The sequence below is a fragment of the Bacillus sp. MZGC1 genome (assembly GCF_002998605.1).
In the GTDB taxonomy this organism is placed as follows: Bacteria; Bacillota; Bacilli; order Bacillales; family Bacillaceae; genus Bacillus.
Window position 1 is genome coordinate 264,575 of the sequence record NZ_PVRE01000006.1, and the last position, 21,440, is coordinate 286,014.

The window sequence follows — 21,440 nt, forward strand, 5'->3', positions numbered from 1 at the left end:
TATCAACTGCTTTCTTTTTTATTTAGTCTACCATGAATCAAATGGTTTTCAACTGGTTCTTCCATTCGTTTGTTTGTTCATATACTTGTTCAATAATCGCTTGTTCTTTGGCATCTGTCGTTAGGCTCGTTATAAATGTTTGTTTTTGTTCACTTAGCTGCTCGAGCGCTTCTGTTTCATATCTTTCAGTAAAGGTCTTCACCATTGTGTCGTACCTGCTCAGTAATTCTTCTTTTTCTTTATCTGCCCATTTCGTGGTTAACTGATGAAGAATATCTCGAATCGCTTCAATGAACGCAGCCTTTCCATTCTGTTCAAAGAAAACTTTCGCTGATTTTTGCTTCTTTAAGAGCGGTTCGAATGGTGTCAGTTCAGCTTCGACTTCAATTTGTTTCAGCTCAGCATTTTTCTCTTCTGGCGGCGAGAGTGTGAGAGAAAAGTAGGGGTCTTCTGCACTTGCCGCCTGCAATCCTTTCTCCCACTCCTCTTGGAAATATTGATGAATAAACGATTCCATTCGGATATCAAGCGCCTTTAACTCCTGTACAAATTCAAATTCATAATCCTTCAGTGCCTGTTCAAGCGCTTTTTTCAACTGCTGCCTGAAGTCTCCTTGAGATCTTCCAGGGTAAAAGGCAGTCTTTAACAGATCATTCGCAAATAGTGATAGGCGCTGCACAATATGATAGAGCTGTTCATGTAAGTCCTTTTTCACACTTTCTGTCACTAGCTTAGATTGTTTGATATGGCTCATTTGATCAAGAATCGCTTCATAGGATGTGTCTATCTTTTTCTTTTCCGCTTGCTTCTCATCTTCTGACTGATGCAGTGTCGCATGCAGCTTGTCGACTGTGCTACATAACCTGCCGGCTTCAAAATACAAAAGCTCGATCGCATCTTTCGTTAATTCTTCCTCAATAAAATAGTCGAGCTGTTTTCTAAGCTTTGCATATTGATTATAAGCTGTCTCTCCCTTTCCTTCGATTTCTTCCTTACTGGACACATGATGAAGGTTTGGGTTTCGGATGCCTTCTTTTGTGAGCTCATTTTTCACATAGTCAAAGACGGTGTCAAGCTCTGCTTGATCCTTTGCGAGGTCAGCTGCATTGATAATAAAGAACATTTTATCCATGCTAAATGAATCTTTTACAAGCCCAAGCTTACGTAAAAATGACCGATCTGCCTTCGAGAAAGAGTGCTGGTAGTAAGTTAAATAAAGAAGAGCATCTGCGCCCTTCATATATTGAAAGGCAATCTCTGTATGGCGCTTATTCATACTGCTGGCGCCTGGCGTATCAACAATAGTCAGCCCTTTATCTGTTAAAGGTGTACTCAAATACACCGTCACTTCCTTCACCACACAAGAAACAGCTTCTTCTGCCACATATGGCCTCAGTTCTTGAAGAGTGACATGAAGCGGCGTTTGCTTCGTAATGTGATGAAGGAAACGTGTATGCGCTTGTAAAAAATGTTCAACAATGATGCGGTGATCTTGTTCAAGCTGTCTTTTTTTCAGCGTTCGTTCAAGCTTGGATGTAAACGTCTCTCCCTTTTCTTCTGAGATTGAAAATCCGAGGATCTGATTGAGCTCCTCTAATATATCCTGTTCTGTTTTGAACACCACTTTTACACTTTCATGCGGGTGATCTTCCGTCGGTCGCGTCAGCTTATTAATCGTTGCCGTTGTTGGCGTGGGAGAGGATGGCAGTACCTTTTTCCCAACAAGGGCATTTGCAAAGGAAGATTTCCCCGAACTAAAAGCCCCAAATAAAGCGAGTGTGAATTCTTTCGCTTGCAGCCGTTTTGTTCGTTTTTCAAAGGACTTTCTTTGAGATTTGAGAGCGTCTAATGGCAATAAAATCTGAGAAAGCTGTTCAAACTGGTCAATTGACTGTGCCGTCGTGACATGCTGTGACTGACGCATTTGATGTTGCTCTATCTGCTTGTGCGGTTTTTCTTGCTCGCTCTCTTCGGGATGAATGGTCGCGTGATCCTGCTTTAGCTGGTGATGCTGCATTCGCTGCTTTTTCGCATAAAACCAATCTTCTTCGATCTGTTCATCCGTTCCATTTTGCCATATATCCCATACATGTTGAATATCTCGTTTCATTTGTTCATTTTTTTCGATGCACTGCTCGAGCGTTTGGAGTTCTTTTGCAGCCTGAGCCCATTTTTCTTGATGTTTTGCTTTATCTTTCATAACCTGGGCTTTCAGCGACTCAGACATTTGTTCAATCAGTGTCATCGCTTTCTGTTTTGCCTGTCTTCTCAAGGCTTCGCCAGCATCTTTTGCATATTGCAGTACGTATTCATTGGAGAACGTCGCACCATGATGAATCACACTTTCAAGGAGTGCTTCTTGCACAGGTGTTTCAAATGCCATCACTTGATTTAATAACTCTTCACCAAGCTGATGCTTCTTGACTTCTTTTTTAAGCAGCTCAGCAATATGCCAGTCCACTTCAGCTTTCATCCTCGCTTTGACATCTGTTAAGAAGTCGGTTGCCCGTTTTTCTTTTTCTTGCTCAGTTTTATTTTTAGCAAAAAGCAGTCCCACTTTAAAGCCAGGTGCTTTTGATTCAATATAGTCGCTTGCGAGTTCCCTCATTTTAAATGGAGTGAGGTTGGCATTCTTTAAAATGCTCTCGACTTCAGAAGATACTTCATCTTCTAACTGTTTGGCTCCATTTTCAATGAAGTAGTTTTTCGCTTCAAACTCCTTTACTTCTTTTCTTTTTTCTTGAAGCTGTGAATCAAGCTCTTCACCTTGCAGCTCTTCTTTTAACGAGTCAATGTGTTCTTTTAAAACATGCTCAATTTTCTGCTCCGTATAAGCCCGAAGTGATGCTTTCGGCAACGTCTGTAATTCTTGTAGTTTTTCGATTAAACGAATCATTTCATTTCTTGGGTGCGTCTCATCGGTTACAGATGTAAAGTATAGATGATCTTCTTCAATGCCCTCTTTAAGGAGCATGTCTACCACTTGATTTTTGTAGTCTTCAAATGCTGTCTCATGCTCATCATGCCGGTCCACTTGATTCACGATGAAATAAAGATTTGGCACTTTTTCTTTAATGGAACGAATGAAACGAATGTTTTCTTCAGAATGAACATGGTTGTAGTGAACGACATAAAAAAGAGCATCTGCTTGATGAAGAATAGAGGCAGCAGACAAAAAGTGGGCATGATCCGTTGAATCAATTCCTGGCGTATCAATCAGTGCCACCTTTTCTTCCAGTCCTCTATAGTCACCGCTAATTTCCACCATCTCAATCTGTTCTCCATCCTTACAAAAACGCTGTACTGCTTCTTTATCATAAGAACCGCTCATTTTTACAAAATGGTCATCAGAGGTGTGAAGCTGCACTTCACTTTCCCCTTTCCTCACGACGACCAAGTTTGCACTTGTTGGGATTGGGCTCGTTGGCAAAATGTGATCATGAAGCAGATGATTCACAAGTGATGACTTTCCAGCAGAATAGTGGCCGGTAAATGCGATATACACTTCTTCTTCTGCTTCCTTTTTGATAATCGATGCAAGTTTGGCTGCGCGCTCATGATCATCCCTTTTGAGAAAGCTTTGATATAAAGCTCCTGTAGTTTGAACGAGCGAATCTCGAATAGACAAGTCTTTCATGACGATAAACCCCTTTGTTTTTAGAAAAGTCAGTTATGTATGTGATACCATTTTACACAAAATAAAGAGATTTTTCTTCTGATCTGAGGAAATAAAAAAAATCTGCTGCCCGATCAGTCGCAATTGACTGAGATCAGGAAGCAGATTTTTTGGAGACACCTTTTAATACGAAGCCAATTAATAGGCTGTATACACACACCGTACCGAGTAAGAAAATCATTGTCATGTGATCACCGTCCATCCTTCATGATTGAGAATGTTTATCATTAATGAAAGTGTAGCACAATTGATAATGATTTTCAATATTAATTTAGCAAATACTGATTTAACGCTTTCTCCTCTGTTTGAATTCTTACAGCCATCATCCATGCATTTAAACACGTAAACAAAATGGCAGTGACATACGCCTCAAACAATAGCGGGATCAGCAAAAGTTCAATCGCCACGACTACATAGTTAGGGTGTTTCAACCAACGATACGGCCCTTTTTTTACAATCATTGCGTTTGGCACGACTAAAATCTTTGTATTCCAGTACGTCCCAAGGGAGCATAATGCCCAGTATCGAATGACCTGTGTAGCCATCAGGAAAAGGAGCAGCACAAGAAAATACCGGGACGGCCCCTTATGTAAAAGCCCTATCTCAACTATGAGTGAGAGAAAAAAGGCCGTATGCATAGCGACCATATAGGGATAATGACTAGCACCAAATTCAATGGCACCTATCGCTTTTACTTTTCTTTCATTTCTTTTGGCCACAATCATTTCAATGAGCCGCTGACAAACGAAGAAACCGATAACAAGCCAAATGATCATGACAAGACATCCTCCCATTTCATAAGCAGCAGTTCTGAGGAAAAGCCTGGACCAAGCGCCCCGCAAAGGCCAATATCCCCCGCTTCAATTGATTGATGTTCAAGGAAATGCTTGATGACATACAAAACTGTGGCAGAGGACATATTTCCGTGTTGTTTGAGTACTTCTTTTGAAGAAAATAGCTGATCCTCTCGTAAAGATAGACTTTCAACATAGGCATCAATCACTTTTTTTCCTCCAGGATGGGCAAGAAAAACGGATAAGTCTTTAGTTGAACATCCAAGCTCCTCTAAAAATTGATCCACCTGCTCTTTTAACCAGCCTGAAATCATAGACGGAATGTCACGGGAGAAAATAACCCGAAAGCCGTCACTTGTAAATTCCCAGCCCATCACATCCTCAGAATCCTTCATCGTGACGGATTGTGTACTTAGTACTTTAGGGACTGTTTTTAAATGGGCATATTCTAGTGCAGCCGTTTCTCCAGCTAAAAGAGCCGCAGCCGTCCCGTCTCCAAATAAGGAGGTGCCGATTAAATTGCTTTTTGATTGATCTTGCGGCTGAAAGGTTAAACTGCACAGCTCACAGGCAACGAAGAGCACCTTTGCTTCTGGATATGCCCTTATGTATTCATAAGCCCGAGACAGCCCTGCCGCACCACCCCCGCACCCTAGCCCCCAGATCGGTATTCGTTTCGTATAAGGAGAAAAAGGAAGTACGTTCATCAGCTTTGCATCAAGACTTGGGGTCGATAAGCCGGTACTTGAAATAAAAAACAGTGCATCGATCTCTTCAACCGGAATCGGCTTTTTCAGAAACGCCTGCTCTTGAAGACAATGTAAGATCGCTTCTTTTGCATGAGCCAGTGCCTTCTCCAAATAGATATTGTTTTTCTCTTCAAAAGAGTGGTGCTTCTGATACCATTCAATGGGCTGCACAAACTGCCTGCTCTGAATTTCTCCATTTTGAAAAGCTCTCAGCAGCCGATCAATATCTTTAAACGATCGTTTAAATTGAGACCTAGCAAATTCAGCAGCTGTTTTCTGATCCACGTGATGCTTGGGGAGACTCGTTCCAATTGAAAGAATGTACGCCATCGGCTTCACCTCTTTTTTCGGTTAATATCCCCTATCGAAAAAAGGATATACATGCCAAATCGTCACAATTCAGTCAAAACATTTTCCTCCGTCTAACTTTTTGTCTTGACGACAATTGATAAATATTGGATAATATAGTTGAAAACATGATGTAGTTTTCCTCCTTCACAGGTTCGTTCCAAGCCAAGCGAACCTGCTTTTTTTATGCAAAAAAACACCTCTTAATGAGAGGTGTTTCAGATTGTTGACAAAAGGCTAAAATGATCTTTATTTTAGCCCTTTGTCTTCTTTTCAGCGTGATAGAAAACCTTTGAAGTCTAGGAAGGACGAGCACCGAAGCGGAGCGAATTTAACATTCGTGAGCATCGGCGCACAGGACTGAAACCGAATGCGAGGGTTTGTCTACACGCTGAAACACCTCTTAATGAGAGGTGTTTACATAACAGATTGCTTAGGTTCTTCTATCAGATCCTGCCCTGTTTCTTTTTTAAATGGAATCATGTGATAAATAATATGAAGCAAAATAGCGGTAAAGCTACCGGCCACAATTCCGTTACTTGTTAATAATTTCATTGATTCTGGCAAATGCTCAAACATTTGCGGCACGACGGTGACACCTAAGCCGATCCCAACTGAGCAAGCAACAATTAGTAGGTTTTCCTGTTTGGCAAAATCCACGCGCGAGAGCATTTTAATACCGTAGGCAATGACCATCCCAAACATGGCGACCATTGCGCCGCCAAGAACTGACTTTGGAATAATCGTCGTAAATGCAGCAATTTTAGGAAAAAGTCCAAATAACATGAGCAATGCTCCTGTCACAACGATGACTTGATTTTTCTTGACTCCTGTCAACTGGATCAACCCCACGTTTTGCGAGTAGGCTGTGTAAGGAAAGGCATTGAAGATACCGCCTAATAAAACAGCAATCCCCTCTGCGCGATAGCCTTTCGCTAAATCCTTCTCTTTTAATGACCGGTTTGTTAAATCACCTAATGCGAAATAAACACCTGTTGATTCGACTAATGACACAATGGCTACTAACGTCATGGTCATGATGGGTGCAAATTCAAAGGTAGGCATGCCGAAATAAAATGGTTCAATCATGCGGAAAACTTGAGCGTTCGCCACCTCAGCTGTTTCCACTTTCCCCATAAATGCAGCGACTGCTGTCCCAAGGAGAATACCGATTAAAATAGCGATCGCCTTCATAAAACCTTTTGTGAATCGATAGAGCAGCACAATGATAAACAGCACAAGGAAAGCGAGGCCTAGATTTTCAAAAGAACCATAATCTGCACTTCCTTCTCCACCTGCCATATTGTTCATCGCTACCGGAATAAGGGTAATGCCAATAATGGTGACGACAGATATAGCTTGAGTACAACAATGAATACACTTTAATTATAATAAACTTTTACACTCAACTCAGGCTGTTTTCCATCTTCATCTTTAACTTTATATGACACATGGCTAATAAGTTTTTTGAGAATTATATTGATCTCTGACTCTGACATTCCCTGATCTGATTCTAGCAATGCCTGAACATCTTCTTTTTGCCATAGGTAAGTTCTTTTTTCTAATGCCTTTTCTTTTTGATATTCAACTGATGAATATAATTCACTGAGCTCTTTTTCAGATTTTATTAAATTTTCTTGTGCTTTTTCTAATTTTTCTTTGTACTCATTTTTGTCTAAATCACCGTCTAAGTAGAGTTCTTTTAACCGATCAATTCTTCCTCTCAGTTTTTTAATCGCTTTTTCTTTTAATTCAATTAACTGCCCCGAAAAAGTAGCTTGTTCGTCAGTTTTAGTATTCTCATTCCTTTTGAATAATTCAGAGCTATACTGTTTCATTTCTTGTAGTATCGCTCGGTATAAAATGTCTTCATTTATCCCTTTTGTTGTATCACACATTGGTTCACGAGCTGTCGATCTTCTGAGACACTTTCTTACGTGTTTTTGTCTTCCTTTTGGCTGATCTATACTTTGAACTTTCAAACAATAAGGACATCTAACTATTCCTGAAAGTCTGTTAGTGTTCATGTTCAAACGTCTTCCAGCCTCTGGATATGTCCTTAGTTTTGATAGTCGTTCTACAATTTTTATATGCTCTTCCTCTGTTTTGGTTGGCTGATGAATACCTTTGTTCTGTTCATCTTTTCCATACCAGACAAATCCTCTATGAAAATCATTTATCAAAAGATAGGTTACCACTTCTCCATACCACATTTTCCCTCTACTAGAAGGAGGTGGGATTTCCAATTGATTCAGTCTATCTGCAATTGCCATGGAAGACATTTCTTCATTAAGAAACCAATCAATCATCATACGATAAATTTTTATTTTTTCTTCATCAACCTTTGCTTTCTTGTCATTCTTGTCCCATTTAAACCCGTATGGAACAGATCCAGAATGCGGTCTTCCCTCTTTGACAGCACCTTTTCGACCATTTAACAGCCTTCTCTTAATAGCTCTATATTCATTTCTAGCAATAACCAATTCGAACTCTGAGAGCATTTCATCACTCTCATTGGACATATTATATATTTTTTGAGGAGTTATGAGTAGAGTGTTGCTTTCTTTAAAGGCTTCCATGATACGTCCTGAATCTATCTGTGATCCCCTGGAAAGTCTATCGTTCGCAATTACACATACAACATCAAATTCACCTGATCTGATTCTAGGCAACAATCTAGAAAAAATAGGTCTATTATCAATAGAATCAGAAGAGACAACTTCTTCGAACCACTCTACATCTGTAAAACTGTATCTATTTAAGAGTGCTTTTAGTTGATCCCTATGTTTCAGTAAAGTATCTTCTGTGTCTGGGTCTTCTCTTGATTTTCTTGAATAGACTGCCACTTTTGAATTTTCATCAATGTTCATATTTAATCACCACACATTTTTATTATTAGTTGTAAATATTATAACAAAAATAAAGACAGAGACTTATCCTGATCCCTGTCAATAATATGCATCACCTCCTTGAAATTAAATTCTCGCACATCTTATTTATGTAGTATGTATAATTAACTTTCTTCTTCATCCAACTTACCTCTGTTCCAATCTCTTTACAGATGCTAATAGGTATGCTGGACTTGTTCACCTTGCTTATGTATGTGTGCTCTAATTGCTTTTCAGCGATATTCTTATATGTAAGAAAGTCTTTAATATGTACAAAGAAAACTCGGTTTTCAGGCTCTCTAAAGTTAAACAGGAAACCAGGTATAACTCCTTCACATTCTGCAGCTTCTTTAAGATGTTTTATTTGCTGTGACTTGATCATACTCTCTGAAAAGGATACGGACTTACTTTTTGTAGACTTTAATTCTAGTGGAAACAAATGCCCCTTAGCGAAAAGAATACAATCATATTTATTTTTGGATACTCCAAAATTCCGTTTTAATGCCATTGGATTTACATCTTTAATTCGGTAAAAGAATAAACCTTGATCCTTCGCAGATTGTTGTATATTTGCTTCAAAAACTTTTCCTAAGTTTGTGCTCAATGAACCAATCCTTTCTTTGTGTTTAATTATTAAATGGGGTATTCTATGATTATCAATATCTAGGAGAGTGTTCCAATTGACTGAGCTCATCAACCAGCACAACGAGTTAACTGACTATTTAAAGTCAAAAGGATTTACAGTTAGATTTCATGTAGACATGTCCGAGAATCATTTATTTGAAAAACATTATGTTGTTTACAAGGAGTCAGAAACTAAAAATACTGAACTCGTATTCAAAGCAAACGCTAAAACTAATGAAGTTGAATACGAGTTCGTTGATAACAACCAATACCCAGATTTAGTCGAAGAAGTGAATACTTTAATAAAAAACTTCAAATCTTCTTGATGATTACCCTTGTCATTAGACAGGGGTTTAAAATTTTAATTCGATTGCTTCTCCATTGATTAGCTTCACATACTTCTTATCAAACTTGTAATCTTCTAAAACAGCGTTCTCCAACTCAATTAAGTCTAAGTGGAGCAACTCTTTACCGTTTACATCCTCAGCAAGAATATAGTCACTTGAATCAAATTCAGTTTTGTACCAAATGGCAGTTAAATTTGTTTCGATGTTGAGTTTATTTGTTAAGTACATGTAAGCATCCTGTGATGTATTGTCTGTAACATCTCTAATTTCTTCATCATCAATGTTGTTGATAACAATTAAGTTGTTTGATTTCTCATTATAAAAATAAGCAAAATCACCTCCTTGATTTTTTAATTGATAAGCGCCTTTTAAGTTATGTAAGTTAAGCATATGTATTTACATATCTCCCTTTTTCATTGTTGGACAAGTCTCTTGCTTCTTGCATTAATTCTTCGTTATTGTTACTTAGACTGATGCCTAGACGGTTTACTTTTGAAAAATCATTGTTATGTATCGCTTCTTCAATTGATTCCATTTGTTTTTTCATTTTGCTGTGCAGCTCAACCAAACTATTTTCTTCTATTATTTAACTCCCCTTTCATAAGCGCATTGTCTACATGCTGGCTTATAATCGTTCCCAACTTTAACTTGAGTATTTGAATCATTAGAAACTTCAAGTGAAACCCAAGCGTCATCGCCACAAAAAGCACAAACTGCATGATGTTTAGTCACATGATCTGCTTTGGCCATTAAGTACGGTACAATTCCAAATGGCTTACCATATCTGTCCATGTCTAATCCTGCAACAAACACTTTCTTCCCTTGTTCGATTAGTTTCTCAATGTGAGTGATCATTTGATCTGGGAAAAATTGAACTTCATCAATGCAAACAACATCAGCTTCAAACAAATCTAGGGGTATACCAACCTTGTTTTTATCTGTTATTTGTATGTTTAACGCCTCAACTTTCTTACCATCATGTGTCACAATGAAGTCTTCTGAGTATCTGTTATCTATGGACGGTTTGAGAAACACCACTTTCTTTCCAGCTAACATGAATCGTTTCCCGTGACGCTGCAACGCTGTTGATTTCTCAGCAAACATACTTCCTACATCAATTGTTAATGATCCTACTGTTATGATTCATCACCTCCTCCAAGAATGAGTTGTCTATATCTCTTATAATCTTCTTCACTATTAAACGAAAATACTGGAGTTTTGCCCTTTTGAAAAGAAATTCTACCGCCAACTTGAGATAGGTACGCTTGTTTTAATGCATCCTGTTCAAACGGAATTCTAATAGTCATATGTAATTTCTCCTTTCAATGTAAAAAGTGCTTGATTTATGTAGTAAATATGAATACTTATTTCTGGTTAAAAGACCGATTTTATTTAGAATTCTTAAGTTGTATAACAATGCCACACATAATAACTAAATATCCAAGACCGATTAAAGGCACAAAAATGACTGCCCAGCTTGTTTTATCATGCCCCCATCCATTTTTTCTTGCCCATCTAACTAAGCAAAACTTAATTAGAGTGGTTAATATATAATAAATTATCGCAATGAGTATCATTGGAACAATCCTCCCCAAATTACTCCGTCTGCAATGGCAACAATAATCATTGAAATAAACTTAGCTACTCCAATCCAAACAGTAAACTTCACATCACCTTCTAATTCCCATTCACCTAGCACAACAAGTCCAAATGCAATTAACAAAACCCATGCTGTAACGATCATTAAATCACCACCTAGAATAATCTGTAATGTCCTTATTCAGACCACATTTGCTACATTGTAATCCAACGGCTACCCCTAACTGTGTTCCTTCAAAATAATAGTAAATATTTGCTTCACATTTGGCGTGATCATTCTTAAATTGAATTATTTCGTTCTTCTCATCCTCACTAAAAATAAATAGGCTATTAGCTTTTAAATCATCAATTTCATTCTTAAGTTCTGTGATCTTCTCATCGGACTCATACTTTTTTAATTCAGCTTTTAATGCGTCACGCTGTCGCTTGATTTTATTGATGTAAGATTTAACGTTATTAAACATTTGATCTTCTTCATTTTTTTCTATAAAAGCAAACATATCTTTCATAGCTCTTTCTTGATCTGTCAAATTAACACTCCTCTGATTTAACTTCATCGATAATACTTTTTAATGTATAAAATGCTCTTAAGTGATCCCAATCGGATAAGTTACCTGTGTCATTTTCCAATTCACGTTGGTAGCCGTTAAGTTTTTCACTCGTCATCCAACAAAGATCATCAATTTCTTCAGCCGTAAATGCAGATAAATTTGATGTAAGTTTTTTAAAGTGTTTTAAATCCAATTAACTCGCTTCCTTTCTCTTTGACATTTCTAATTTCATTTCAAGCAATTCTCTTTCAGTAATAGGAATCAAAGATTTGTTTTCCTGTTCTGTTTTCGCTTCTAAATAGAATGTATCGTTGTGAGTAATGAACTCAATAGCACCAGTTAGGCCGTATACAAACACTAAAAAATTTAAACTTTGCATTCTAATAGCATGAGTCAGGTTATTTTCTTTCATAAATTCATCCCACTTCTTAAAGTAGCTTGAACTTTTCTTAAACTGTTTGAAAATACGTCCATCTAATTCTTGTTCCTTTCTGATGAAATGCTTATCATCAATCTCATCAGCATATGCTTCATTTATTAAAAGACCTCCATGAAAATCATATGCTGCTTTACTCGCTAAGTCTTCGATCCCAACTAAACTTGAAATTTCCTCGTTCCTATCTTGCATAAATTGTCCTTTGATGAAAAATCCATATTCTAGATCTCTGTGTAAGTTAGAAGTTTTCTCTACTTTGTAATAATATTTATCCATTTTACAATCTCCTTTATATATGTTATTTGTTATTTAATATCTGAAATTGCATTATGCTTTTTCAATTCACTTATAACCGTTTTCAATTCATTGATTGTCATTTCACTAAAGTACGGCGAATAACCGAGAACCTTGATTAAGAACCATCTTTTTTCCTTTAAATTATTGAATCCCAATCTTTTAAACTGATTATTCATTTCTCTTTTAAGAATGTGAGACAGTGCGAATACGGTGTAAACAATCGTACGTCCATCTCTCCTTTATTTTGAATTTGTGATATAATTTAGAAAAACTTGAAAGGAATTAACAATGCCTGCATATTTTAATAACTTAAAAACAACATACTACAAATTTGATTTCCAAGCCTATCTTGAAAGTCCGCCAATAAAGTCTAATGTAGGAAGACTGTCTTTTTATAAATCTTGGGTTAAGTATTGGTGTGACATATTTATCGAACGTGATAAAGATATTGAAGATTATGCTAGACATAAATCTAATACTACTCCTATTTATGAGATGTCCCAATTAAGGAATAAAGATGTTGAGTTTTTTAGTTTTGATTTCAAGACGAGCGTTGGCACCTACAGATATCATTATGATGTCGATATTCTCAATGAAATAGTAAAACAAAATTCGTTAGTTCCTGAAGATGTCGATTTGAAAGATATATATGTAGACAGCACCACTACATTTGTATCCGATAAGATCAAAGACAATCGACCACCAATCATAGTGTACAACCCTGGAGTACCCGTCCCTTTACTTTGCGTTGACGGCAATAAAAGAATTATGGCTCAGAAGAAATTAAATAATATTAAATCTATAAAAGCAGTTAATATGCCTTTAGAGTTAAGCAAGTATTTCTTCTTTACTTCTCTTGATAATGCTTTCTATTACGCTCATCTTGAGATAGAAATGATAGCCAGATTATTAGAAATGGGTCAGGACGAAAAAGCAATCTATATGACAACTGCATTGTCTAGAAATTCTCATAACGGATAGGTGATTAAACTCACTTATCCTTTTTCGATTTCTCTCATTCGCTGCATATTAACTTGATCTGTAATGACAACACCAGAATCGCTTAAAAAGCTACCTTCATCATCTTGGATGCAGGTACTTCCTCCAAACTCAATGCCATTTGATTCAATCAACTCAATGAAATCATCGTAGGTAAACTGAGAAGCGTCTTCTTTAAAAAATGTCCCTTCAACATGTAGTTCTTTCATTAGTAAACTCCTTTTTCTAAAGCTTCTTCATTTAATTCAATTAGCAACCTATTTACCGTATCATAATCTGGTCTCTCAGGAATGCTTGACAAATGAACAGCAGCTTTCAACTTTTGGTCATAGGCATCGATCATCTGAAGTGCTTCTTCAAAACTAAACTTTCCCGACCTGCAATCAATAAGAAGCTCTCGGTTTGGTCGGAACGTGCTAAAGCCTCCAGTCTTAAGAATTTCAATAGCACTTGTAAGAAGTCTGATACTGTGCATGAAAAATTTTGTATCGTACCCATGAGCATCTACTAGGTCTTTTCTTGTTGCACCGTTTGAGTTGGTGTTTTTTAGTTTCTGCATTTGAGAATGTGCAAAACCACCAAACTTCTTTTGAATGTTCTTAGTTAAAAACAAATGTCTGTTATCGATTAATTTCTGGCCAAGAGATGTTACTTTGAGGTAATCTTCATTTCTAACAAATAACAGCTCAATGTTATTAGGCACACCCGCCATTGCATCCTTAACAAATTTGTTGATATGAATAATGTTAATGTCCACATCATTTTTAGTGTTTTTAAAATTCTTTCCTCCGCTATTGTTGTATTCATTGAAGGATTCGAGTCCTAAGTAATACTCCTTTGGTGGGATACAGATGCCTTTAAAATCTTTATCAGACTCCTCTGTATTTGTTCCATAAGCATAGCTGCCAGTTGGAGCTAAAATAATCGTTCTTTCTTCTAACCAGTTGATATTTGAATTGATTTTTAATTGACTCATCTGTTAATGACTCCCCACATATGAAATAGTGATAATACAAGCACAGGCAATACGATTAAGTTCGTGTAGAATACTCCTGAATAAAATCCTTTTACGTATTCTTTTGGGAGTTCTTCTTCTCTTTTAATCTTTGATTTCAAAACTTTAATCATTTATTCTACCCCTTTCGATAAAATCAACGTTTTAAACCAATGGTTTAACAGTTACTGTTGCAGCATCAGTGAACAGAACTTTATGCTTACCATGTAGACTTTCGTGTTCAATTATATCGCCTACCTTAAATACACTTTGGTCTATAGTGAAATTGAAAAATGGACTGCTGTCTTCACGCAATACAAACATTATCACAATTCTAACCTCCTAATTTAAACTGAGGGGCAGTAGCCCCTACAGTCTTTTAAATCCTTTACTTGCAATGTCATCTATTACCCTTTGATGATATTCTGGATCATCCTCTAGAGAGTCATAAACAATCTTAGTGTTAATTGATGTAGCCCATGTGAGATCCAATGCATCTTGATTACTTACCAATATGAGTTTTTTAACTTTCACTCGATCAAGCAAGTTAGATAAAGCTTCTGTTCTTAGTTTTTCAGAACTCATAGGTTTAAGTGGATATATAACCGCAGTATGGATTGGATCACCATGCTTGCCCCATGTTCTTTCTTTTAAGGTGTCTACATAAATGTTATTAAGACCTCCACGATACGCTACACCTGTTTTAAGTTTTGTTGATGACTTTAAGAATCTTGATGCGTTTTCTAGTGTGTAGGTTCTGAAAAGAATATTCTCAGAAAACAAGTGCTCGCATAACACATTCATAACTAGGTCTATCTTTTGATGCATATGAGTTCCTGTGACAATCGCAACCCTTTCATCAGAATTCAAAAAATCAATAATCTTCTCTTCAGCTTGTTCTCTTCCATTCATAGTATCAGCCTCCATAATTTGCTACATAAACAGTATAGAGTTGATTGGTATTAAATTAACAGCTAAATGTTGTTCTGCTCGAATTTTATTCTAATAAAATCTTCATGAAGTCTACTAAACTCTTCTTTGTTTATGTAAGCTTTGCCATCACCTTTGAAATCGAATAGCTTTAGAAACTCTTTGTTGATCCTTGCTGCTTTCAAGGCCATAGATGAGCTGACCCATTCTGATTCTTCTGTCAGCTGCAATACTTCACTTAGTTCAAACAGTCGCTCTAGTGCTAATGGATTTTGATTTGTTTTAATATGTAGCAGGTCTCTTTTTTTCTCTAAGATGTCCGATTTAAGCTTGTATTTGCTTTTTTCTAACTCATTTAGTCTTTGATACATTGGATTCACCAAACAACTCTACGATTTCTTCTACTTTCTCTATGTTGCTTTTATTTTGGGATAAGATCGCTTGAATTGCTTTTTTAAGCCAAAATCTCTTGTTCATTTAATCCAATCTCCTTTTCGTTAATTTAATAAGAATTTACATTTAGACTTGCATTCCCATCGATAATATTAATTGCCTCATTTATATCTTCTTTATTCGCCCATCTTGGAGCTTGGCCATTTTCCAAGGGTATACCATAGCCATCAATAAAAGTAGAGCCTAATATTGCTCTAGTCCTTGCTATATGTTCAGCATGTTCTGTTAATGTAGTGAAGTCATAGAATGTTTCTCTGAAATTCTGCATCCATTCTTCATTTAAGACATTTTCATCAAATTCAATAGTGTATTGATCTTGTCTTTCTACATCACATGTTCTTTTAAAAGTCATTATGTATCTCTCCTTTGAATTCTCATTAAAATTCAGATTTTATGTAGTTTAGTTTTGCTCTGCTCATATTCATTGTTCCTCTATTAGTAACTCAGGGTTTTCATAGATGTTGCCTACGACTTCTGGAAGTCTTCTGTTAACGTTTAGTTCCAACCCTGTCCATCCACCGTTCCCTGCGTTAGCGTGATACAAATCTAAAGGAACGAACTTATATCTAGCTTGGTGAGAATCGTAACAAATGACTCCTTTGATATTCTTAACTGGATCAAGAGCAATATCCCCACCATAAATATCAACGCCGTTACGATCTTTCAACCCTGTGAACTGCGTATAAATTCCATCTTCTTCAGCGAAAATCTTATTGATATCACCGTTAAATGTCGGTGTCATCATTCCTATCTTGCTACCATACCAACCTCTGAATTTAATTTCTCTCATTCCATCAATGCCTCCCTTTAAATAAAAAAGATAAACCGATTTGGCTTATCTTTATAATATATGTAATTTGTTTTTTAGTCAATATAAATTATATGTTATTTGTATTTTTGTAATGGATGAAACTGTACCCTATAGATCTCCCTTTGTCTCTGTAATGATGTTCACTACTATTCCTTAACCAATTGTCATCAAGACTTGGGAAATATGAGTCTGCTTTAGACATATCATGAAACATTGTCAAATAAACATTGTCTGCATGGTTAAGGAACTGTTTGTATATCTCACTGCCTCCTATAACCATAACTTCATCTCCATGATTAGCTTGTCCGTTGATTAATTTCAATACCTCAACAATCGAATGATAAACAAATGTGCCTGGTAAGGCTTTATATGTCTTATCCTTTGTTAAAACAACATTTGTTCTGTTAGACAGAGGCTTGTCGTTAAGCTTAATAATCGATTCATATGTTTTTCGACCTTGTATGCATAGCTTACCTTGAGTTAATTCTTTAAACCTTTGCATGTCCTCTTTAACAGAAAACAAGAGTTTGTCGTTTAATCCAATACCCATGTTCATGTCGCACGCTGCTATTAAACTAATCAAACTGCCACTTCCCCTTTGATTAATGGATGGTGTTCATAATTAATAACTTCAAAGTCTTCTAGAGTATACTCAAAGATGGATTCAGGCTTCCGTTTAACATTAAGCTTTGGTGCCTGATATGGAGATCTGACTAGTTGTTCTTTAACTTGATCCATATGATTGTGATAAATATGAGCTACGCCAATTGTGTGTTTCATGATACCTGGCTTTAAACCACATTGTTGAGCAATAATAGTCAGTAGTGTTGCATATGATGCGATGTTAACTGGAACACCTAGAAACATGTCTCCTGAACGTTGATAGTGATACATATGCAAGTATTCACCTTCCACGTAAAACTGAACAACAGTACTGTGACAACATGGTAATGCAGTATCTTCCCATTGCATCTCTGGGGCGTTCCATCCTGTAAATAAGATGCGTCTGCTTGTTGGATTGTTTTTAATTTGGTCAATCACATACTTAATCTGATTAAAAATGTTCCCTCGGCCGTCTTCCCATCTAGTCCATTGTTTGCCGTAAATGTTTGGCAGCTGTCCAGCTTCATTCGCCCATTCTTTCCAGAACTTAATTCCATACTTTTCTTCTAGTTCTGTATTAGATGTTGAGCCACTTAAAAACCATAGCAACTCACCAAAGACTCCTCTAGTAAACATTTTCTTAGTTGTAACCAATGGAAACCCTTCAGACAAATTAAACTCCATTGTTTCTCCGAAAAGGCTTCTCATGCCCGTTTCCGTTCTGTCTCCTGAGTCATGACCATATGTATAAATTTTTTGTAATAATTCCAAATATTCTTTTTCCAAATTATCTCTCCTTAGGTTATAATAGACTGACAATAATAAAGGCGGTGCTTTCTATAGCTAAAAGAACTAACAAATCCATTTCTTATCCTGAGTATGTAATTGAAAAAAACTGTGATTGCCACTCATTTGTAAGTCAGCAAGGAAAAACGATTAATGTTAGAACATCATTAGTCATAAAAACTGATAAAGATACTAATAAGGTAATAACCTATATTCTTAAAAATCCTAGTAAAGCTGATGAGCATGAATCAGACCTCACCATAAATAAAATAATAGCCGCAGCTTACAAACAAGATGCATCCAAAATTTTTATCTTTAATGTGCTTCCATTTTATTTAACTGATTCTAATCAACTAATAACTTATTTAAAAGAACTTATGGAAAACGACAAAAAAGATTATGATGATGCTGTTTTGAAAAACTATACTGTTATCGAAAAGTACTTAAACACAAAATCTGAAGATGTGTTTATTTGCGGTTGGGGATCCAATACAACGGACGAAAAAAATCTTGAGGATATTGAAAAATTAATTAAAAAACACCGTATAGAAGTTAATAAATTCAAACAAATAGATGACTTTCCAGTTCATCCTCAAGGCAAACCAATCGACATGGATGATCCTTTTGAACCGTTGGATTTATAAAGCTGAGCTAAACTGTCTCAGCTTTTTTCTTTGTATTAAGCATCTCAATTCTATTTCCAACGTCTTCACTTCCAACTTTCTTTAATAAAGCAGTAGCTTGTTTTATACCTTCTAACGCTGCATCTCCAATCAAATCAAACTCTTTAATCATGTTATCTAATATTTTCATTTTCATCTCAGGATCATCTATGAGCTCGTATACTTGGTTCTGTTTCTCGATTTTCTCTAATGAATTATATATCGCATCAACTTTTATCATGCTCCCTCACTCTTTTCCTTAAATACTTCCTAAGACTTAATTCTGCTGCAAAACTCATCAAAATTATTGCAGAAGGGATTGTCAAAGCATAGTGAACAACCTTTAAACAGGGAAGTAGTACAAAAAATACTGATACTGTTATACAAATACATATTGTCCTGTTCTCTAATTTCACTAGTTCCTCTAGTTTGCTTGCCATTAAAACTCTTCCTTTTTAAATTCATTTATCACCGATTCTGCCATTCTTTTTTCGATCACACGTCTTCGCTTTTTTATATCTTTTTTAAAGTTTTTCTTACTTTGTTTTTCTCCACGTGTGGCCAGAGTCCATGTTCCTACAGCTTCCAACGATTCAATTTTTAAAATTCTGTTTATCATATAAAGCATGTCCTTTCCTTATGAAAGTCTTCTTTTATTTGAATTATTGCGATGCTGATGGTTATCATTACCTTTAATTTGGTTCATTTGGTATAATCTAATTATTATTAAAATTCATAAAAAGGTGGTTGAACAGTTGAAAGTAATTAAAGCTAATCCAAATAAGAACACTATTGAAGGCCTTATCTACGAAGCAGGTTTTGAAAATAAGAGTCACTTTAACTATCTCTATGAAAAAGAAAAGAAAACACTTCATATTTACGATGATAGATCGTACAATCACACAAGTGCAGTGAATTCGGTTCAAGATATTGTTGCCGAGATTGATAAAATTATCACCAGTGAAGGTAAAGGGTTAAAGGAATTCACTCAGAAGTTTGTTTCACTGTTCTCGAAGAATGAGCCTTCAAAAATTATTTTTTATACTGAAGCCAAAATGCTTGGTGGATCTGGTAACAACAGGTATGGCGAGCCATTGCGTATACAAGCCTATGATCCCCAAAAGAAAGATTACACAGGCTACACAAAGGACGAACTTCACCCTGGCTTTGTGGATATTAATTCACTTGTAGTACCAAACTAATTAAATCACTTGGCTGTGATACTCCACAGTATAAAATTTTCAGAAATCACACCATGCACGCAGCCAAGTTTCAATTTACTTAGTACCCGTTGACCCATGTCCTCCACGATCATTGTTACCTAGACGATCCACTTCAATTAATTCAACTTCTGACATCTTCTTCATAATTCTAAATTGACAGATGCGCTGTCCCTTTTTAATCTCGGTATCCCGTAATGCATAGGCTGGAAAGAACCAGAAATCATTGTCTCCCTTATATGATTCATCAATAACCCCCATTGAGTTTGTTTGAATGATCCCGAAGTGTTTATATGTGCTTGATCTAGGAACAACATGCGCTTCATAACCTTCTGGCAGCTCCATAGCAACACCTAACGGAATAAGTTTAAATTCTTCTTTACTTATTACAACATCTTCTGCTGCACGTAGATCAATCCAATCACCTTTCTCAATTTTGCTGATTCTTGTTTGTGTCTCATCTAGATATTTGATTTTAATTTGCATTATGTAACATTTCTCCTTTACGATGTTTGTTATTTATTATTTCCTATCGAACTTCACCTTTAGCTCTTCATATTTCTTTCGTTCGTTCTCCTCTTGATATTTCTTTTCCATCGCTGTTTTCAAAGAGACAGCAATACCACTAATCAAACCTAGAAACCATCCCAGGAAAAAGATAATAGCTTCACCCACAACATTAGAACCCCCTCTCTTATTGCGATAAAATTACCATTTTATACAGTTTGAATGCAGCTTTTCCTTTGACCCCAATTTGATTCTTTTATTAATTCAAATTTCCATCCATCATAATCTGTTCGCTGCCCTTTTAAACATTTCTTAATTATTGGTCTATGTAATTTATACTTTTCAGAGAATGGTCTTAATCCCTTGAAGAATAAATGTTCTCCATCGGGGGAAATTGCGATAAAGTGTACTTTAGTGTCTGATAAATCCCTGTGAAGCATGTTTACCTCTCTTGTTACTAAAGTACATGTTTCTAATGAGTAAACCATTTTGTTCTTTGGAGTATCTTTTTGTTTTATATCTTTATCTAAGTACAAAAGATTCTCTTCAAAAAGCTTAGCATCGTACCCCTCAATATTCTTGAAATCGTCTAAAAAAGTTTTGAAACAATGCCACCTATCATCTACTCTTACTCCTGCTCCGCCGTACCCTATGTAATTTTTACAATTCAAATCATAACAACGTTCTAGCATCCCGCTCCATACAGAATAAATCCTTTTATGATTTACCATTTTAATGTCACCTAGGTAGCCAACCCCAAAAACTGACCTCTCAAACTTGTCCTTTATTTTTCCCCGTTTAATTTCAACTTTTTCTACATCTCTTTCATAACCAGTGTTTAAAAACCTAATTCTAAAAGTTTTTGCTCCATTCTTTTTAGCACCTGATACTGCCAATACTTTATAAATTTGCCCCTGATTATTTGCAAATTCTTTACCAACAATTTCAGATTCAATTCCCAAAAATAAAATCCTCATCTTTAAGTGCTTCTACTGTTGCTTTCTTATAACTAACACCCTTCATTGAGAAGAAGTCTTGTGACTTTGTTTTTGTATTGAGTCCGTTCAATACAATTGGATTGATCTCTTCTTCTTCAAAGTAAGGGGCAAATCCAAGGTTCATTAACGCTTTATTGGCATTGTAACGAATGAACTTTTTCACATCAT

General features: G+C 36.2%; 33 protein-coding genes and 2 pseudogenes. 4 read left to right on the forward strand and 31 right to left on the reverse strand.

What is annotated here, in order from left to right; translation table 11 throughout:
* Positions 1-37 precede the first annotated feature (37 nt).
* The 7 genes and pseudogenes from dynA to C6Y06_RS17905 form a co-directional block, all read right to left on the reverse strand.
* Positions 38-3,637 (reverse strand): dynamin GTPase, encoded by a 3,600-nt coding sequence (dynA, locus tag C6Y06_RS17870; RefSeq protein ID WP_106037325.1) that lies wholly within the window; start codon positions 3,635-3,637, stop codon positions 38-40.
* Positions 3,638-3,770: 133 nt separating this feature from the next.
* Positions 3,771-3,878 (reverse strand): Fur-regulated basic protein FbpC, encoded by a 108-nt coding sequence (gene fbpC / locus C6Y06_RS17875; protein ID WP_306172627.1) that lies wholly within the window; start codon positions 3,876-3,878, stop codon positions 3,771-3,773.
* Between the two features lie 64 nt (positions 3,879-3,942).
* Positions 3,943-4,452 carry an isoprenylcysteine carboxyl methyltransferase family protein gene (locus tag C6Y06_RS17880; RefSeq protein WP_034661005.1) on the reverse strand — a complete coding sequence of 170 codons (510 nt, stop codon included), beginning with the start codon at positions 4,450-4,452 and terminating at the stop codon, positions 3,943-3,945.
* Positions 4,449-5,549, reverse strand: a complete 1,101-nt coding sequence (locus tag C6Y06_RS17885) for a type III polyketide synthase (protein ID WP_106037326.1) — start codon at positions 5,547-5,549, stop codon at positions 4,449-4,451. Before C6Y06_RS17885 ends, C6Y06_RS17880 begins: the two co-directional genes overlap by 4 nt.
* A gap of 435 nt (positions 5,550-5,984) precedes the next feature.
* Positions 5,985-6,920, reverse strand: a pseudogene (locus C6Y06_RS17895) (nucleobase:cation symporter-2 family protein); the annotation flags it as partial.
* 29 nt (positions 6,921-6,949) lie between these two features.
* The gene (locus C6Y06_RS17900; protein ID WP_106037327.1) at positions 6,950-8,437 is read right to left on the reverse strand and encodes a recombinase family protein; all 1,488 of its coding nucleotides are present in this window, start codon (positions 8,435-8,437) and stop codon (positions 6,950-6,952) included.
* Positions 8,438-8,528: 91 nt separating this feature from the next.
* Positions 8,529-9,059: a Holliday junction resolvase RecU gene (locus C6Y06_RS17905; protein WP_223251477.1), complete on the reverse strand. Its 531-nt coding sequence runs from the start codon at positions 9,057-9,059 to the stop codon at positions 8,529-8,531.
* Between the two features lie 76 nt (positions 9,060-9,135).
* Between C6Y06_RS17905 and C6Y06_RS17910 the strand changes: the two genes are divergently transcribed.
* Positions 9,136-9,405 (forward strand): hypothetical protein, encoded by a 270-nt coding sequence (locus C6Y06_RS17910; RefSeq protein ID WP_106037329.1) that lies wholly within the window; start codon positions 9,136-9,138, stop codon positions 9,403-9,405.
* Positions 9,406-9,432: 27 nt separating this feature from the next.
* Here the strand turns inward: C6Y06_RS17910 and C6Y06_RS17915 are convergent, their stop codons facing one another.
* From C6Y06_RS17915 to C6Y06_RS17945, 9 genes are all read right to left on the reverse strand, one after another.
* On the reverse strand, positions 9,433-9,816 hold the full coding sequence (locus C6Y06_RS17915) for a hypothetical protein (RefSeq protein WP_106037330.1): 384 nt from the start codon (positions 9,814-9,816) through the stop codon (positions 9,433-9,435).
* On the reverse strand, positions 9,809-9,994 hold the full coding sequence (locus tag C6Y06_RS17920; protein ID WP_106037331.1) for a hypothetical protein: 186 nt from the start codon (positions 9,992-9,994) through the stop codon (positions 9,809-9,811). The genes C6Y06_RS17915 and C6Y06_RS17920 overlap by 8 nt, the downstream gene beginning before the upstream one ends.
* Positions 9,995-10,008: 14 nt before the next feature.
* The gene (locus tag C6Y06_RS17925; RefSeq protein WP_317615048.1) at positions 10,009-10,569 is read right to left on the reverse strand and encodes a thymidine kinase; all 561 of its coding nucleotides are present in this window, start codon (positions 10,567-10,569) and stop codon (positions 10,009-10,011) included.
* Positions 10,563-10,733 (reverse strand): hypothetical protein, encoded by a 171-nt coding sequence (locus tag C6Y06_RS20115; protein WP_169510695.1) that lies wholly within the window; start codon positions 10,731-10,733, stop codon positions 10,563-10,565. Before C6Y06_RS20115 ends, C6Y06_RS17925 begins: the two co-directional genes overlap by 7 nt.
* 81 nt (positions 10,734-10,814) lie before the next feature.
* On the reverse strand, positions 10,815-11,003 hold the full coding sequence (locus tag C6Y06_RS17930; RefSeq protein WP_106037333.1) for a hypothetical protein: 189 nt from the start codon (positions 11,001-11,003) through the stop codon (positions 10,815-10,817).
* A complete protein-coding gene (locus C6Y06_RS20120; protein WP_189288385.1) occupies positions 11,000-11,170 on the reverse strand; it encodes a hypothetical protein in 171 nt (56 codons plus the stop codon). The genes C6Y06_RS17930 and C6Y06_RS20120 overlap by 4 nt, the downstream gene beginning before the upstream one ends.
* Before the next feature lie 4 nt (positions 11,171-11,174).
* Positions 11,175-11,555: a hypothetical protein gene (locus C6Y06_RS17935; RefSeq protein WP_106037334.1), complete on the reverse strand. Its 381-nt coding sequence runs from the start codon at positions 11,553-11,555 to the stop codon at positions 11,175-11,177.
* A gap of 1 nt (position 11,556) precedes the next feature.
* The gene (locus tag C6Y06_RS17940; protein WP_106037335.1) at positions 11,557-11,769 is read right to left on the reverse strand and encodes a hypothetical protein; all 213 of its coding nucleotides are present in this window, start codon (positions 11,767-11,769) and stop codon (positions 11,557-11,559) included.
* On the reverse strand, positions 11,770-12,288 hold the full coding sequence (locus C6Y06_RS17945; protein ID WP_106037336.1) for a hypothetical protein: 519 nt from the start codon (positions 12,286-12,288) through the stop codon (positions 11,770-11,772).
* A 309-nt stretch (positions 12,289-12,597) separates the two neighbouring features.
* Here C6Y06_RS17945 and C6Y06_RS17950 point away from each other — a divergent pair, with 309 nt between their 5' ends.
* Positions 12,598-13,290, forward strand: a complete 693-nt coding sequence (locus C6Y06_RS17950) for a hypothetical protein (RefSeq protein WP_106037337.1) — start codon at positions 12,598-12,600, stop codon at positions 13,288-13,290.
* A 14-nt stretch (positions 13,291-13,304) separates the two neighbouring features.
* Here the strand turns inward: C6Y06_RS17950 and C6Y06_RS17955 are convergent, their stop codons facing one another.
* The 9 genes from C6Y06_RS17955 to C6Y06_RS17990 form a co-directional block, all read right to left on the reverse strand.
* Complete coding sequence (locus C6Y06_RS17955; protein WP_106037338.1) at positions 13,305-13,517, reverse strand: hypothetical protein; 213 nt, start codon at positions 13,515-13,517, stop codon at positions 13,305-13,307.
* Positions 13,517-14,284 (reverse strand): nucleotidyltransferase domain-containing protein, encoded by a 768-nt coding sequence (locus C6Y06_RS17960; protein WP_106037339.1) that lies wholly within the window; start codon positions 14,282-14,284, stop codon positions 13,517-13,519. The genes C6Y06_RS17955 and C6Y06_RS17960 overlap by 1 nt, the downstream gene beginning before the upstream one ends.
* The gene (locus C6Y06_RS20125) at positions 14,281-14,436 is read right to left on the reverse strand and encodes a hypothetical protein (protein ID WP_189288387.1); all 156 of its coding nucleotides are present in this window, start codon (positions 14,434-14,436) and stop codon (positions 14,281-14,283) included. The genes C6Y06_RS17960 and C6Y06_RS20125 overlap by 4 nt, the downstream gene beginning before the upstream one ends.
* A gap of 235 nt (positions 14,437-14,671) precedes the next feature.
* Entirely contained in the window at positions 14,672-15,214 is a 543-nt protein-coding gene (locus C6Y06_RS17965) for a hypothetical protein (protein ID WP_106037340.1), read from the reverse strand.
* Positions 15,215-15,276: 62 nt separating this feature from the next.
* Complete coding sequence (locus tag C6Y06_RS17970; RefSeq protein ID WP_106037341.1) at positions 15,277-15,603, reverse strand: hypothetical protein; 327 nt, start codon at positions 15,601-15,603, stop codon at positions 15,277-15,279.
* Between the two features lie 131 nt (positions 15,604-15,734).
* Positions 15,735-16,037 carry a hypothetical protein gene (locus C6Y06_RS17975; RefSeq protein ID WP_106037342.1) on the reverse strand — a complete coding sequence of 101 codons (303 nt, stop codon included), beginning with the start codon at positions 16,035-16,037 and terminating at the stop codon, positions 15,735-15,737.
* A gap of 69 nt (positions 16,038-16,106) precedes the next feature.
* Positions 16,107-16,475 carry a YopX family protein gene (locus C6Y06_RS17980; protein ID WP_142395343.1) on the reverse strand — a complete coding sequence of 123 codons (369 nt, stop codon included), beginning with the start codon at positions 16,473-16,475 and terminating at the stop codon, positions 16,107-16,109.
* Between the two features lie 88 nt (positions 16,476-16,563).
* Entirely contained in the window at positions 16,564-17,079 is a 516-nt protein-coding gene (locus tag C6Y06_RS17985; RefSeq protein ID WP_106037344.1) for a dihydrofolate reductase, read from the reverse strand.
* On the reverse strand, positions 17,076-17,885 hold the full coding sequence (locus C6Y06_RS17990; RefSeq protein WP_106037345.1) for a thymidylate synthase: 810 nt from the start codon (positions 17,883-17,885) through the stop codon (positions 17,076-17,078). Before C6Y06_RS17990 ends, C6Y06_RS17985 begins: the two co-directional genes overlap by 4 nt.
* On the opposite strand from C6Y06_RS17990, the gene C6Y06_RS17995 reads away from it, so the two are divergent.
* Positions 17,843-18,529 (forward strand): DUF1643 domain-containing protein, encoded by a 687-nt coding sequence (locus C6Y06_RS17995; RefSeq protein ID WP_106037346.1) that lies wholly within the window; start codon positions 17,843-17,845, stop codon positions 18,527-18,529. The genes C6Y06_RS17990 and C6Y06_RS17995 overlap by 43 nt on opposite strands.
* Positions 18,530-18,536: 7 nt before the next feature.
* On the opposite strand, the gene C6Y06_RS18000 is transcribed toward C6Y06_RS17995, so the two are convergent.
* Both C6Y06_RS18000 and C6Y06_RS18010 read right to left on the reverse strand, forming a co-directional pair.
* A complete protein-coding gene (locus C6Y06_RS18000; RefSeq protein WP_106037347.1) occupies positions 18,537-18,788 on the reverse strand; it encodes a hypothetical protein in 252 nt (83 codons plus the stop codon).
* Positions 18,789-18,986: 198 nt separating this feature from the next.
* Positions 18,987-19,166, reverse strand: a complete 180-nt coding sequence (locus tag C6Y06_RS18010; protein ID WP_142395344.1) for a hypothetical protein — start codon at positions 19,164-19,166, stop codon at positions 18,987-18,989.
* A gap of 136 nt (positions 19,167-19,302) precedes the next feature.
* Between C6Y06_RS18010 and C6Y06_RS18015 the strand changes: the two genes are divergently transcribed.
* Positions 19,303-19,749: a hypothetical protein gene (locus C6Y06_RS18015; RefSeq protein WP_106037350.1), complete on the forward strand. Its 447-nt coding sequence runs from the start codon at positions 19,303-19,305 to the stop codon at positions 19,747-19,749.
* A gap of 75 nt (positions 19,750-19,824) precedes the next feature.
* Here the strand turns inward: C6Y06_RS18015 and C6Y06_RS18020 are convergent, their stop codons facing one another.
* The 4 genes and pseudogenes from C6Y06_RS18020 to C6Y06_RS18030 form a co-directional block, all read right to left on the reverse strand.
* Positions 19,825-20,253, reverse strand: coding sequence for a dUTP diphosphatase (locus C6Y06_RS18020; RefSeq protein ID WP_106037351.1), 429 nt, complete (start codon positions 20,251-20,253; stop codon positions 19,825-19,827).
* Between the two features lie 36 nt (positions 20,254-20,289).
* Entirely contained in the window at positions 20,290-20,442 is a 153-nt protein-coding gene (locus C6Y06_RS20130; protein ID WP_189288389.1) for a hypothetical protein, read from the reverse strand.
* A gap of 41 nt (positions 20,443-20,483) precedes the next feature.
* Complete coding sequence (locus C6Y06_RS18025) at positions 20,484-21,236, reverse strand: hypothetical protein (protein ID WP_106037352.1); 753 nt, start codon at positions 21,234-21,236, stop codon at positions 20,484-20,486.
* Positions 21,226-21,440, reverse strand: a pseudogene (locus C6Y06_RS18030) (class 1b ribonucleoside-diphosphate reductase subunit beta); the annotation flags it as partial. The gene C6Y06_RS18025 and the pseudogene C6Y06_RS18030, both read right to left, overlap by 11 nt.

Bases quoted from the DNA above. Each gene is read 5' to 3' on its own strand.
- C6Y06_RS17915 (WP_106037330.1), bottom strand. From the start codon at position 9,816: ATGCTTAACTTACATAACTTAAAAGGCGCTTATCAATTAAAAAATCAA.
- C6Y06_RS17965 (WP_106037340.1), bottom strand. From the start codon at position 15,214: ATGAATGGAAGAGAACAAGCTGAAGAGAAGATTATTGATTTTTTGAAT.
- C6Y06_RS18000 (WP_106037347.1), bottom strand. From the start codon at position 18,788: ATGATAAAAGTTGATGCGATATATAATTCATTAGAGAAAATCGAGAAA.
- C6Y06_RS17885 (WP_106037326.1), bottom strand. From the start codon at position 5,549: ATGGCGTACATTCTTTCAATTGGAACGAGTCTCCCCAAGCATCACGTG.
- C6Y06_RS17975 (WP_106037342.1), bottom strand. From the start codon at position 16,037: ATGACTTTTAAAAGAACATGTGATGTAGAAAGACAAGATCAATACACT.
- C6Y06_RS17960 (WP_106037339.1), bottom strand. From the start codon at position 14,284: ATGAGTCAATTAAAAATCAATTCAAATATCAACTGGTTAGAAGAAAGA.
- C6Y06_RS17970 (WP_106037341.1), bottom strand. From the start codon at position 15,603: ATGTATCAAAGACTAAATGAGTTAGAAAAAAGCAAATACAAGCTTAAA.
- C6Y06_RS17880 (WP_034661005.1), bottom strand. From the start codon at position 4,452: ATGATCATTTGGCTTGTTATCGGTTTCTTCGTTTGTCAGCGGCTCATT.
- C6Y06_RS17980 (WP_142395343.1), bottom strand. From the start codon at position 16,475: ATGAGAGAAATTAAATTCAGAGGTTGGTATGGTAGCAAGATAGGAATG.
- dynA (WP_106037325.1), bottom strand. From the start codon at position 3,637: ATGAAAGACTTGTCTATTCGAGATTCGCTCGTTCAAACTACAGGAGCT.
- C6Y06_RS18020 (WP_106037351.1), bottom strand. From the start codon at position 20,253: ATGCAAATTAAAATCAAATATCTAGATGAGACACAAACAAGAATCAGC.
- C6Y06_RS17950 (WP_106037337.1), top strand. From the start codon at position 12,598: ATGCCTGCATATTTTAATAACTTAAAAACAACATACTACAAATTTGAT.
- C6Y06_RS20115 (WP_169510695.1), bottom strand. From the start codon at position 10,733: ATGACTATTAGAATTCCGTTTGAACAGGATGCATTAAAACAAGCGTAC.
- C6Y06_RS17930 (WP_106037333.1), bottom strand. From the start codon at position 11,003: ATGATACTCATTGCGATAATTTATTATATATTAACCACTCTAATTAAG.
- C6Y06_RS20120 (WP_189288385.1), bottom strand. From the start codon at position 11,170: ATGATCGTTACAGCATGGGTTTTGTTAATTGCATTTGGACTTGTTGTG.
- C6Y06_RS20125 (WP_189288387.1), bottom strand. From the start codon at position 14,436: ATGATTAAAGTTTTGAAATCAAAGATTAAAAGAGAAGAAGAACTCCCA.
- C6Y06_RS17955 (WP_106037338.1), bottom strand. From the start codon at position 13,517: ATGAAAGAACTACATGTTGAAGGGACATTTTTTAAAGAAGACGCTTCT.
- C6Y06_RS17900 (WP_106037327.1), bottom strand. From the start codon at position 8,437: ATGAACATTGATGAAAATTCAAAAGTGGCAGTCTATTCAAGAAAATCA.
- C6Y06_RS18010 (WP_142395344.1), bottom strand. From the start codon at position 19,166: ATGATAAACAGAATTTTAAAAATTGAATCGTTGGAAGCTGTAGGAACA.
- C6Y06_RS17945 (WP_106037336.1), bottom strand. From the start codon at position 12,288: ATGGATAAATATTATTACAAAGTAGAGAAAACTTCTAACTTACACAGA.
- fbpC (WP_306172627.1), bottom strand. From the start codon at position 3,878: ATGGACGGTGATCACATGACAATGATTTTCTTACTCGGTACGGTGTGT.
- C6Y06_RS17995 (WP_106037346.1), top strand. From the start codon at position 17,843: ATGTATAAATTTTTTGTAATAATTCCAAATATTCTTTTTCCAAATTAT.